At 68.4% G+C, this 12442-nt stretch carries 11 protein-coding genes; 4 read left to right on the forward strand and 7 right to left on the reverse strand.

The features are described 5' to 3' along the window. Positions 1-25 precede the first annotated feature (25 nt). The 6 genes from JHW45_RS10390 to JHW45_RS10415 form a co-directional block, all read right to left on the reverse strand. The gene (locus JHW45_RS10390; RefSeq protein ID WP_272857629.1) at positions 26-1501 is read right to left on the reverse strand and encodes an aldehyde dehydrogenase family protein; all 1476 of its coding nucleotides are present in this window, start codon (positions 1499-1501) and stop codon (positions 26-28) included. Between the two features lie 59 nt (positions 1502-1560). Next, a complete protein-coding gene (locus JHW45_RS10395; RefSeq protein ID WP_272857630.1) occupies positions 1561-2151 on the reverse strand; it encodes a (d)CMP kinase in 591 nt (196 codons plus the stop codon). A 201-nt stretch (positions 2152-2352) separates the two neighbouring features. Further along, entirely contained in the window at positions 2353-3231 is an 879-nt protein-coding gene (tsf, locus tag JHW45_RS10400) for a translation elongation factor Ts (RefSeq protein ID WP_272857631.1), read from the reverse strand. A gap of 95 nt (positions 3232-3326) precedes the next feature. After that, complete coding sequence (gene rpsB, locus JHW45_RS10405; RefSeq protein WP_272857632.1) at positions 3327-4124, reverse strand: 30S ribosomal protein S2; 798 nt, start codon at positions 4122-4124, stop codon at positions 3327-3329. Positions 4125-4289: 165 nt separating this feature from the next. Beyond that, entirely contained in the window at positions 4290-4928 is a 639-nt protein-coding gene (locus JHW45_RS10410) for a class I SAM-dependent methyltransferase (protein ID WP_272857633.1), read from the reverse strand. A gap of 96 nt (positions 4929-5024) precedes the next feature. Continuing rightward, positions 5025-6575: a trimethylamine methyltransferase family protein gene (locus JHW45_RS10415; RefSeq protein ID WP_272860597.1), complete on the reverse strand. Its 1551-nt coding sequence runs from the start codon at positions 6573-6575 to the stop codon at positions 5025-5027. A 233-nt stretch (positions 6576-6808) separates the two neighbouring features. Between JHW45_RS10415 and trhA the strand changes: the two genes are divergently transcribed. The 3 genes from trhA (at position 6809) to JHW45_RS10430 (ending at position 9429) form a co-directional block, all read left to right on the forward strand. Continuing rightward, positions 6809-7471: a PAQR family membrane homeostasis protein TrhA gene (gene trhA, locus JHW45_RS10420; RefSeq protein WP_272857634.1), complete on the forward strand. Its 663-nt coding sequence runs from the start codon at positions 6809-6811 to the stop codon at positions 7469-7471. Positions 7472-7580: 109 nt separating this feature from the next. Beyond that, positions 7581-8225 (forward strand): bifunctional 4-hydroxy-2-oxoglutarate aldolase/2-dehydro-3-deoxy-phosphogluconate aldolase, encoded by a 645-nt coding sequence (gene eda / locus JHW45_RS10425; protein WP_272857635.1) that lies wholly within the window; start codon positions 7581-7583, stop codon positions 8223-8225. Positions 8226-8235: 10 nt separating this feature from the next. Then, positions 8236-9429 (forward strand): MFS transporter, encoded by a 1194-nt coding sequence (locus tag JHW45_RS10430; protein WP_272857636.1) that lies wholly within the window; start codon positions 8236-8238, stop codon positions 9427-9429. A 53-nt stretch (positions 9430-9482) separates the two neighbouring features. Here the strand turns inward: JHW45_RS10430 and xseA are convergent, their stop codons facing one another. Then, the gene (xseA, locus tag JHW45_RS10435) at positions 9483-11051 is read right to left on the reverse strand and encodes an exodeoxyribonuclease VII large subunit (protein ID WP_272857637.1); all 1569 of its coding nucleotides are present in this window, start codon (positions 11049-11051) and stop codon (positions 9483-9485) included. 62 nt (positions 11052-11113) lie between these two features. Between xseA and purD the strand changes: the two genes are divergently transcribed. Then, positions 11114-12397: a phosphoribosylamine--glycine ligase gene (gene purD, locus JHW45_RS10440; RefSeq protein WP_272857638.1), complete on the forward strand. Its 1284-nt coding sequence runs from the start codon at positions 11114-11116 to the stop codon at positions 12395-12397. Positions 12398-12442 lie beyond the last annotated feature (45 nt).

The following is a 12442-nucleotide window of genomic DNA, read 5'->3' on the forward strand; positions in this document are numbered from 1 at the left end:
GGTCAAGGAAAACGCCGGCTTCGCGTCAGTCGTGGCGGATGACCATCGTGCGGATCGCCGCAAATTCATACAGCGCGTCGAAGCCCTTTTCGCGGCCATGCCCGGATTTCTTCATGCCGCCGAAGGGCAGTTCGATCCCGCCGCCCGCGCCATAGGCGTTCACGAAGACCTGCCCCGCCACGATCCGGCGCGCCACCCGCAGCGCGCGCGATCCGTCCTGCGACCAGACGCCGGCGACCAGACCGTATTCGGTGTCGTTGGCCAGTGCGATCGCGTCGGCCTCATCGGTAAAGCGCATCAGCGACAGGATCGGGCCGAACACCTCTTGCCGGGCCAGCGCGTGATCGCGCGGCACCGGACCATAGGCGCGCGGCGCGATCCAGTTGCCGCCTTCGGCCGCGCCCGCGTCGATCCGCCCCTCGGCGATCAGCGGAATGCCGTCCGCATCGGCCTGCGCGCAGAACCCCCGGACGCGGTCAAGCTGCCTGCGGCTGATCAGCGGTCCCAGATCGCGGTCGCTTTCGGGCGCGGCGGCGGTCAGGTTCGGGACCATGTCGCGCAGGCGTTCGGCGATTTCGGGCAGGATGGCATCCTGCACCAGAAGCCGCGCCCCGGCCGAACAGGTCTGGCCGGCATTCTGCGTGATCGCCTTCAGGATCACGGGCATGGCGCGATCCAGATCGGCATCCGCGAACAGGATCTGCGGCGACTTGCCGCCCAGTTCCAGCGTGCAGCCGATATGGTTGTGCGCCGCCGCGATCTGCACCGCAGCGCCGGTTTCGGGACTGCCGGTGAAGCTGAGGAAATCGACGCCGGGATGGGCGGCCAGCGCCGCGCCAGCCACCTCTCCTCGGCCCGGCACGCAGTTCAGCGCGCCGTCGGGCAGCCCGGCATCGCGCAGGATCTCGCACAGGCGCAGCGGGGTCAGGCACGCATCCTCGGCCGGTTTCAGCACGCAGGCATTGCCCATCGCCAGCGAGGCCGCGATGGTGCGGCCAAACATCTGCGCCGGATAGTTCCACGGGATGATATGCCCGGTGACGCCAAGCGGCACATATTCGGTCATGGCCATATGACCCGGCAGGAAGGGGATCGTGTCGCCATGCACCTTGTCGGCCGCACCGCCATAGAATTCCAGATAGCGGGCGGTCGCAGCGATATCGGCGCGGGCCTGGGCGATGGGCTTGCCGGTATCGTGCGCCTCAAGCCAGGCCAGTTCTTCGGCGGCCCCCTCGACCAGCGCGCCTGCGCAGGCCAGAATCCGGCCGCGTTCGGCGGCGGACAGGGCACCCCACGCCCCCTGAAGCGCGCGTCGTGCGGCGGCAACGGCGGCGTCGATATCGGCGGCGTCGCCGTCCGCGATGCGGGTGATGACCTTGCCGGTGGCGGGGGCGATCACCTCAAGCGTCGCGCCGCTGCGCGCGGGCTGCCATGTATTGTCGATGAAGACGCCGTCCGAGGCGGCAATGGCGGATGTGGCGGCACGGGGCTGGACGTTCATGGCGACTCCTTCTTGCGGGCGACAGCGTTGCGCATTCCGCAGCCTCGCGCAAGCGCCGCTCAGCGCGCCGGACGGACCCTGTCCACCGCGGCGATGGCGGCGGCAACCGCCTCGTCGATCTGAAGGTCGCTGGTGTCGATCACGACGGCATCGTCGGCCGGGCGCAGCGGCGCGCTGGCGCGTTCGCTGTCGCGGCGGTCGCGTTCCCGAAGCTGGTCCAGCATCGCCGCGGGATCGGCCCCCAATTCGGCGGCGCGGCGATCCGCGCGCACCCGGTCCGAGGCGACCACATACAGCTTGACCTGCGCGTCGGGGCAGATGACCGTGCCGATATCGCGGCCATCCAGCACCGCGCCGGGCTCACGCGCGGCAAAGCGGCGCTGGAAATCGACCAGCGCCTCGCGCACCTGCGGAATCGCGGCCACGCGGCTGGCGGCCTGACCCGCCTCGGCGCTGCGAAGCTGGGGCCGGGTCAGATCCTCGGCGGTCAGGTTGCGGGCGGCGGCGACGGGATCGCCGCCCTTCACGCCGGTCGCGCGGTAAAGCAGCCCGGTATCCAGATGGTGAAACCCGAAATGGCGGGCCAGGGCGCGGGCGATGGTTCCCTTGCCGGACGCGGCCGGGCCGTCGATGGCGATGATGAAGGACATGAGGACGTGGTGATCTTGCCGTTGCGCGGTTCTGGCCACTTCTTGCACGGCGGCGCGGCGAAGGTCCAGCGGTGCGGTGCGTCCGTCGCGGGAACCGCCGGTCGGATCGCGGAACGAAAAACGCCGGCCATCGCGGCCGGCGTCGTATCGCAGTTCCTGTCGCGGGGCCGGGCGGCGTGAACCGCCCCGCCCGCAGGAAGATCAGGCGCCGCCCAGGGTCTTGGCGACCTCTGCGGCGAAATCCTCTTCGCGTTTGTCGATGCCTTCGCCGACGGCGACGCGGGCAAAGCCCACGATCTTCGCGCCGGCATCGCTGGCGGCCTGTTCGACCGTGACATCGGGATTGATGACGAATTTCTGTCCGTTCAGGGTGACTTCCTCAAAGAACTTGTTCATCCGGCCCTCGATCATCTTCTCGATGACCGCCTCGGGCTTGCCGGATTCGCGGGCCTGTTCGGTCAGAACCTGCTTCTCGCGCTCGACCAGGGCCGGGTCCAGATCGTCCTGACCCAGAGAGGCGGGCGAGGTCGCGGCGACATGCATGGCGATCTGGCGGCCGATATCCTCGTTGCCGCCGTCAAGCCCGACCAGCACGCCGATCTTGCCCATCCCGTCGGCGGCGGCGTTGTGGACATAGGACACGACCAGCGGCGCCTCGACCTTTTCCATCCGTCGCAGGGTCATGTTCTCGCCGATCCGGGCGATGGCGTCGGTCAGAACCTCGGACACGGGTTTGCCGTCGATCTGCGCGTTTTTCAGCGCCTCGACATCGTCCACGTCCAGCGCGGCCGTGGCGATGCGGCGGACCATGTCCTGAAATTCCTCGTTCTTGGCCACGAAGTCGGTTTCCGAGTTCACCTCGACCGCGACGCCCTTGCCGTCGCGCACGGCGACGCCGACCAGACCTTCGGCGGCGACGCGGCCGGATTTCTTCGCGGCCTTGGCCAGACCCTTGGTGCGCAACCAGTCCTGCGCGGCCTGCATGTCGCCGTCATTCTCGGTCAGTGCCTTCTTGGCATCCATCATTCCTGCGCCGGTCGTCTCGCGCAGCTCTTTCACCATTGCGGCGGTGATAGCCATGATCCGTCTCCTTTGTTCGACGCGTCAGGCGGGGCATGTCCCCGCCCGGCGGCAATTGCGTAAACCCGTGGCAATATCCGATCCGCGAAAACGGATCAGGCGTCGGCCGTCGCCTGCGGTTCGGCCTTGGCGTCGGCTTCGCCCGCGTCCAGCAGCTCTTCCGAGGTTTCGGCCAGCGCGCCCAGATCGACGCCCGCGGCACCCATCTGCGCACTCATGCCGTCCAGCGCGGCGCGGCTGATCAGATCGCAATACAGCGCGATGGCGCGGGCGGCGTCGTCATTGCCGGGAATGATGTGGCTGACGCCGTCGGGCGAACAGTTGGTATCGACCACGGCCACGACCGGGATGCCCAGTTTCCGGGCTTCGGCGATGGCCAGGTCTTCCTTGTTCACGTCGATGACGAACAGCAGGTCCGGCAGGCCGCCCATGTCGCGGATCCCGCCCAGGGATGCCTGCAGCTTGGCCTGTTCGCGTTCCAGCCCAAGACGTTCCTTCTTGGTCATGCCTTCGGCGCCGCCGGCCATGATCTCGTCGATGGCCTTCAGGCGGCCGATCGACTGCGACACGGTCTTCCAGTTCGTCAGCGTGCCGCCCAGCCAGCGGTGGTTCATGTAGAATTGCGCCGATCTTTCGGCGGCGTCGGCGATGGCTTTCTGCGCCTGACGCTTGGTGCCCACGAACAGCACGCGCCCGCCCTTGGCGACGGTGTCACGCACGACCTGCAACGCTGCGTCAAGCATCTCGACGGTCTGCGTCAGATCGACGATGTGGATGCCGTTCCGCTCGCCATAGATATATTCGGCCATGCGGGGGTTCCAGCGCTGCGTCTGGTGACCGTAATGAACGCCAGCTTCCAGCAGCTGACGCAGGGTAAATTCGGGAAGCGCCATGTCGATGTCCTTTCCGGTTTGCGCCTGGGCAGGGGTCTTGAAGGCGTCGCCTCAACCGGTGGACCGTGCGGGATGTCTGTCCGCAAAGCCCTCCCCTGCCTGTGAAGTGCGCTGCACATAGTCCGGGCGGGGCGCGGATACAACCCCAAAGACGCCGGGGGCGGCCTATTGCCGGCGGGCGACCAGGTAGGGGCGGATATCGCGGCCGCGCGTGCCGTGCCGGGCGCGTTCGACGATCTGAAAGCCCGCGCCGGCGATCTCGCGCTCAAGCTCGGCTGCGGACAGGAACGCGACGAAGGGCGCCTTGCCGATCAGTTGCATGACCGGCACGGCGATGCGGATCAGCGGCGTCATTTCCGTCAGGCAGGGCGTCTTCGACACGAAGATCCCGCCCGGACGCAGGGTGCGGTGGACGGCGCGCAGCGCCGCGCCCCGATCCTCGATCAGATGCAGCACGTTCATCGCCACCGCCACGTCGAAATGGTCGTCAGGCCAGCCGGCGGTTTCCGGTGCGGCCACCTGGAAACGCACATTGCCGCAACCCTCGGCGCGCGCCTTGTCGCGCGCGATCGCGATCATTGCGGACGAGATGTCGCTTGCGCTGATGTCAGCTGCATGGGGCGCAAGCCGCAGCGCGGTGGTCCCGGTGCCGCAGCCGAATTCCACCACCCTGTCCTGCGGACGCAGCCGGTCGCGCAGGCTTTGGACCGAGCGTTCATAGCCTTGCGGATCGCCGATCCGGCTGGCCGCGTATTTGCGCGCGGCGCGGTCCCAGAAACGGGCATTGCGTGTGACGTCGGCCATCGCGATCTCCGGTCGGCAAGACTGTCGGAATATACGGACAGGACCCGGATCGCGGCAAGACGTCCTGTCCGGGCGGGCGCGCGCCCTCGGCCCGCCTCAGGTCAGGAAACTGTCGGGGACGGCGGCCTTCTTTCGGGCGACATAATCGGCCAGCGCCTCGGCGGTGCCGGGGTCGATGGGCGGTGCCTGGTATTCGGCCAGCATCCGTTCGACCCGGATCGCGGCCAGCGTCGCGGTATCGCGCGCGCCTTCCTCGTCCCAGGTCTCGAACGGCTTGTAATCCAGAATGCCGCTGCGCCAGAACGCGTCCTTGAAATTGGCCTGCGTGTGCGCGCAGCCCAGGAAATGCCCGCCCGGTCCGACCTCGCGGATGGCGTCCATCGCCTGGCCGTTTTCGGACATGTCGATGCCCTGCGCCAGACGGTGCAGGATGCCAAGCTGGTCGGCGTCCATCACGTATTTCTCGTAACTGCTGACCAGCCCGCCCTCCAGCCAGCCGCAGGCGTGCAGCATGAAGTTCACGCCCGACAGCAGGCCGATATTCAGCGTGTTCGCGGTCTCGTACGCCGCCTGCGCATCCGGCAGTTTCGAGCCGCAGAACGCCCCGGCGCTGCGATAGGGCAGGTTCAGACGCCGCATCAGCTGCCCCGCGCCAAGGGTGATCTGCGCGGCCTCGGGCGTGCCGAATGTGGGCGCGCCGCTGTTCATGTCGATCGAGGTGACGAAGGCCCCCGCGATCACCGGCGCGCCCGGCCGGACCAGCTGTGCATAGGCGACGCCGGCCATCACCTCGGCCAGCACCTGCGTCAGCGTACCGGCGACCGTCACCGGCGCCATCGCGCCACCGACGATGAACGGGCTGACGATGCAAGCCTGTCCGGCGCGCGCATAGACCTCCAGCGCGCCCATCATCACCGAATCGAAGGTCAGCGGGCTGTTGATGTTGATCAGCGAGGTCATGACCGTGTTGCGGTCCACGAAATCGGGGCCGAACAGGATCCGCGACATCTCGACCGAATCGGCGGCGCGTTCGGGCAGCGTGACCGACCCCATATACGGCTTGTCCGACAGCGTCATATGCGCGTGCAGCATGTCCAGATGGCGCTTGTTCACGGCGATGTCGGTGGGTTCGCAGACGGTGCCGCCGCTGTGATGCAGCCATTTCGTCATCTGGCCCAGCTTCACGAAGTTACGGAAATCCTCGATCGTGGCATAGCGGCGGCCGCCGGCCAGATCGCGCACGAAAGGCGGGCCATAGACCGGCGCCAGCACAAGGTTGCGGCCGCCGATCTCGACATTGCGTTCGCTGTTGCGGGCGTGCTGGACATAGGTGGCGGGGGCGGTCGCGCACAGGCTGCGCGCCAGACCGCGCGGCAGGCGCACCCGCTCGCCGTCGATATCGGCGCCCGCATCCTTCCACAGTTTCAGCGCGTCGGGATTGTCGACGAAGTTCACGCCGATCTCGGCCAGCAGGGTTTCGGCATTCGCCTCGATGATCTCCAGCGCCTCGGCGTTCAGGATCTGGAAATCGGGCACGTTGCGGGTGATGAAACGCGCGAATTCGGTTCGCGTGGCGGTCCGTTCGGCCCGGCGGGCGGCCCCGCCCCCTCCTCTGCGCGTGCGGCGTTCTGCACCGGCCTCATCCATCATCGCCTGGTCTCCCGATCGTGACTGGTCCCCTTGATAGCGTGCCGGCCCCGCCCTTGCCGCTTGTTTGCGCCGCCCGCCTGCCGCAAAGCGACATCGCGCCGCTTGACGGCGATGGCCGCGACAGCCACATCGGTAAAAACCTGACCAAAAGGACGAATGGCGTCGCGCCGCCCGATCGGCGATGATTTGTCCGTATTCAAGTGTCCATGTCAGTCATCAGTGGGGCCGCGATGAGCAGCCAGTTCCGTTTCGGCAGAGATTACGATTTTCACGAGATTCTGGCAGACGGAATCGTGCATGGCATCGGTGTGGTGCTGGCGCTGATCGGGGTGACGGCGCTGATCTATCACACCACCGTCTGGGGCGATCCGGGCGCGGTGATCGCCGCCTGGATCTATGGGCTGTGTCTGGTGGGCGGGCTGGCCGTGTCGTTCACCTATAACATGCTGCGCCCCTCGCGGCTGAAATGGATCATGCGGCGGCTGGACCATTCGGCCATCTTCATCCTGATCGCCGCGACCTACACGCCGTTCCTGCAACCCGGCCTTGAAGATCCGATGATCTTCGGGCTGCTGCTGGCGATCTGGATCATGGCGGGGCTTGGGGTGGCGCTGAAATGTGCCCTGCCCGGACGCCATGACCGGCTGGCCGTCGTGCTTTATCTGCTGATGGGGTGGAGCGGCCTGGTCGCGATCCGCCCCATCGCCGCCACCCTGCCGCCGGATTCGGTGATCCTGATCGTCGTGGGCGGGGTGATCTATTCGGCGGGCGTGATCTTTCATCTGTGGCAGAAACTGCGCTTTCAGAACGCGATCTGGCACGGTTTCGTGGTGACGGCGGCCGCCGCGCATTACGTCGCCGTGCTCAGCGCGTTCCGGCACACGGGGTTCTGATCCGGCGCAGGTCGTCGCGGCCGCGCGGCGCGACACCGGACCCGCAATCGTCTTGCATCGGTCGCGGCTTGGGGTCAGGTTGCGCCTGACATTCCGGAGGGGCCGTGACATGACTCCGCAACAGCAATCGCAGAAGACCCGCGCCCTGTGCAGGCTGGCGCCGGTCATCCCGGTGATCGTGATACGGGACGCCGCAAAGGCCGCCGATCTGGCCGGCGCGCTGGTGCGCGGCGGCCTGCCCGTGCTGGAGGTGACGCTGCGATCCGACGCCGCGCTGGACGCGATCCGGCAGATGGCCGGGGTCGAGGGGGCAGAGGTCGGGGCGGGCACGGTGCTGACCCCGGACGACGCGACGCGCGCCAAACAGGCGGGCGCCACATTCGCCGTCTCGCCCGGGCTGACCGACCGTCTGGTCGACGCCTGCACCGATCTGGACCTGCCGCTTCTGCCCGGTGCCGCGACCGCGTCCGAGGTGATGCGCGCGGCCGATGCCGGTTTCGACATGCTGAAATTCTTTCCGGCCGAGGCGGCGGGCGGGCCGCCGGCGCTGAAATCGCTGGCAGGCCCGTTGCCCGCCATCGGCTTTTGCCCGACCGGCGGCGTGTCGCCCGACAATGCCCACAGCTATCTGTCGCTGCCCAACGTCGTCTGCGTGGGCGGCAGCTGGATCGTGACCGATGCCGATCTGGCCGATGGCAACTGGGTGGGCATCGAAGGCCGAGCCCGGGCGGCGGCGGCGCTGCGCCGGGCCTGACGGAGAGAGCATGATGGACCGGGCGCATCGGAATGTGGCGGTGCTGATCGCCGCGCAGGCGATCCTAGGCGCGCAGATGCCGGTGAATTTCATCGTCGGCGGGCTTGCCGGGCAGATCCTTGCCCCCAATCCCTGTCTTGCCACGCTGCCGATCTCGATGATCGTTCTGGGTTCCGCCGTGACCGCGCGGCCCCTGGCGCGGTTCATGCAGCATCACGGGCGTCGCAGCGGGTTCGTGCTGTCGGTGCTGGCCGCCGGCGCGGGGGCCGCGATCTCGGCTGCGGGGCTGTGGACGGGATCGTTCCTGCTGTTCATGCTGGGATCGCTGCTGACGGGCGTCTACATGTCGGCGCAGGGGTTCTATCGTTTTGCGGCGACCGACACGGCCAGCGACGATTTCGCCCCGCGCGCGATTTCCTGGGTGATGGCGGGGGGACTGGCCTCGGCCATCGTCGGGCCGGCCATCGTCCGGGCGACGACCGATCTGACCGCGGTGCCGTTTCTGGGCACCTATCTGGCGGTGATCGGGCTGAACCTGCTGGGGCCGCTGCTGTTCGCGTTTCTGGACATTCCAAAGCCCCCGGTGGCGCAGCCGGGCCAGATGGCGGGCAGGCCGATGTCCGAATTGCTGCGCACGCCGCAGATCGGCGTCGCGATGATCTGCGCGATGGTGTCCTATGCGCTGATGAATCTGGTGATGACCTCGACGCCGCTGGCGGTGGTCGGCTGCGGATTCGCGCCCACCCACGCCGCCGATATCGTCAGCGCCCATGTGCTGGCGATGTTCGCCCCCAGCTTCTTTACCGGCGCGCTGATCGTGCGTTTCGGCGCGCCGCGCATCGTCGGCCTGGGGTTGGTGATCCTGGCCTGCGCGGGCGCCGTCGCACTGTCCGGGGTCGAGCTGGGCCATTTCTTCGGCGCGCTGATCCTGTTGGGGATCGGCTGGAATTTCGGCTATATCGGCGCGACCGCGATGCTGGCCCGCGCCCACCGCCCCGAGGAGCGCGGCCGCGTTCAGGGCATGAACGACATGTTCGTGTTTGGCGGGGTGTTCCTGGCCTCGCTGTCCTCGGGCGGGCTGATGAACTGCACCGGCGGGTCGGTTCAGGCCGGCTGGAACGCGGTCAACCTGGCGATGCTGCCGTTTCTGGTTCTGGCCGGCGCCGCGCTGATCTGGCTGGTGATGCGCCCGCAGCCGGCCTGAGGACCGGGGGTTTCACACCCCCGGACCCCCGTGGGATATTTGCACGCCAAAGATCAGAACAGGGTCTTCTGTTCGGGCGTCGTTTCGGGCGGCGGCGATCTGCGCCCGGATTTCGGCGGGGCGGAATCGGGCCGCGCGGGTACGCGGCCATCGCAGAACTCGATCTCGAACCGGGCGGTCTGGCGGGCGGCGGCGGCCGAGGTGATCAGTCCGTCATCGCCGTGGACGACCGCAAAGCCGCGCCTGAGCGTTTCGGTATAGCCAAGCGTCAGCCGCATCCGGTCAAGCGTCAGCAGCGCATCGCGGCGCGTGGCCGTGGCCCGCCCGGCGGCGGTGTCGAGGCGGCGGGACAGCTGATCCAGCAGCGCGCCCTGGCTGATCACCGCGCGCCGCGTCACCGCCACGACCCGCGACAGCGAGGCGTCCAGTCTTTCCTGCAACGCCGTCAGCCGGTCGCTGCGGCGGTCGCGGCGGCGTTCGCGCACCGCGTCCAGACGCAGCCGGGCGCGGTCCAGATGGTGACGCTTGCCTGCCGTGAACTGGCGCAGCGTGGCTGCCGGTATCGGGCGCGAGGCAAGATGCTGTCGCCGCGTCCGCACCAGCCCGCGCAGCGCCGGTTCCAGCCTGACGCCCCACAGATCCAGCCGCTGCCTTGCAGCCTCGGTCAGCGCGGCGGGCCGGCCCATGGCGCGGGCCAGATCGCGCAGGCGCTGGCGCGGCCGGTCGATGCGCTGCGCGCTGGCGCGCGTCATCCGCGCGCCGAATTCGGCCAGGCGCGCGGCCAGATCGGACCTGACCGGCACCGCGATCTCGGCCGCGGCGGTCGGAGTCGGCGCGCGCCGGTCGGACACGAAGTCGATCAGCGTGGTATCGGTTTCGTGCCCCACGGCCGAGATCAGCGGGATGCGGCTGGCGGCGGCGGCGCGGACGACGCTTTCCTCGTTGAAGCCCCACAGATCCTCAAGACTGCCGCCGCCGCGGGCCACGATGATCAGGTCGGGGCGCGGGATCGGGCCGCCATCCGGAAGCGCGTTGAAGCCGTGGATGGCGGCGGTGACCTGGGGCGCGCATCCCTCGCCCTGCACGGCCACGGGCCAGATCAGCACCCGGGTCGGAAACCGGTCGCGCAAGCGGTGCAGGATGTCGCGGATCACGGCGCCCGAGGGCGAGGTGACGACGCCGATCACGCGCGGCAGGAACGGCAGGGCGCGCTTGCGGTCCTGGTCGAACAGACCCTCGGCGGCCAGCGCCTTGCGGCGCTTTTCCAGCATGATCATCAGCGCGCCCGCGCCGGCCGGTTCGATCTGATCGACGATCAGCTGGTATTTCGACTGGCCCGGAAAGGTCGTCATGCGGCCGGTGGCGATCACCTCCATCCCCTCTTCGGGGCGCTGCGCCAGCCGGGCCGCCTGCCCTTTCCACGTCACCGCCGCCAGCACCGACCGGTCGTCCTTGAGATCGAAATAGAGATGGCCGGACGAGGGGCGGGACACGCGCCCGATCTCGCCCCGCACCCGGACGCGGCCGAAGCGGTCCTCGATGCTGCGTTTGACCGCGCCCGACAGTTCGGACACCGTGAATTCATGGGCATTGCTGCCGGCTGCGTCTTCCAGAAGGTCCATGCCGCTTGTTCCCTTTCTTCGGCCAGACTAGAACGCCGGCAAGTCAAGCGAAAGGGCGGCAGATGAACATCCTGATCCTGGGCGGCGGCGGGCGCGAACACGCGCTGGCCTGGGCGATCCGGCAGAATCCGAAATGCGACCGCCTGATCGTCGCGCCCGGCAATGCGGGCATCGCCGACATCGCACGCTGCGCCAGCCTGGACATCGCCTCGCGCAGCGCGGTGCTGGAATTCGCGCAGGAACACGCCATCGACTTCGTCGTGATCGGCCCCGAGGCGCCGCTGGCGTCGGGCGTGTCGGATGCGCTGCGCGAGGCGGGGTTTCTGGTCTTCGGCCCCTCGCAGGCGGCCGCCGCGCTTGAGGCATCGAAGACCTTTACCAAGCAGATCTGCGACGCCTGCGGCGCGCCCACCGCCGCATGGGCGCGGTTTGCCGATGCAGCCAGCGCCCGCGCCCATGTCGCGCAGACGGGCGCGCCCATCGTCGTCAAGGCCGACGGGCTGGCCGCGGGAAAGGGCGTCACCGTGGCCGACAGCGTCGATCAGGCCCATGCCGCGATCGACGCGATCTTCGAGGGCGCGTTCGGCGACACCTCGGTCGTGATCGAGGAGTTCATGGAGGGCGAGGAGGCCAGCTTTTTCGTGCTGTGCGACGGGACGGATTGTCTGCCCATCGGCACGGCGCAGGATCACAAGCGGGTGGGCGAAGGCGATACCGGCCCGAACACGGGCGGGATGGGGGCCTATAGCCCGGCCTCGATCCTGACGCCCGATCTTCAGGATCGGGTGATGGCGCAGATCGTGCGTCCCACCGTGGCCGAGATGGCCCGGCGCGGCACGCCGTTCCAGGGTGTGCTGTATGCCGGGCTGATGATCCGCGACGGGCAGGCGCGGCTGGTGGAATACAATGTCCGCTTCGGCGATCCCGAATGTCAGGTGCTGATGATCCGGTTGGGGGCGCAGGTGCTGGATCTGTTGCTGGCCTGCGCCGAGAACCGGCTGTCGGACGCCCGCGTGAACTGGGCCGACGATCACGCGCTGACGGTGGTGATGGCCGCGAAAGGCTATCCGGGCGATTACCGCAAGGGCAGCGTGATCGGGGGGCTGGACGCCATTCGCGAAAACGGGTTCGAGATGGTGTTTCATGCCGGAACCAGCGAACGAAACGGGCAGATCGTGGCGACCGGCGGGCGCGTTCTGGCCTGCACCGGCCGCGCCGAAACGCTGGAGGGGGCGCACCGCCGTGCCTATGATCTGGTCGACGCCATCGACTGGCCCGACGGCTTCTGCCGCCGCGATATCGGCTGGCGCGAGTTGCAGCGCGTGGACCCGCAGGCGACATCGTGACGGCGTGCCGGTTGCGCGTGGCCCTTGCCCGACACCGGCCGTCCG

Origin of the sequence: Paracoccus stylophorae (assembly GCF_028553765.1) — a bacterium.
GTDB classification, from domain to species: Bacteria; Pseudomonadota; Alphaproteobacteria; order Rhodobacterales; family Rhodobacteraceae; genus Paracoccus; species Paracoccus stylophorae.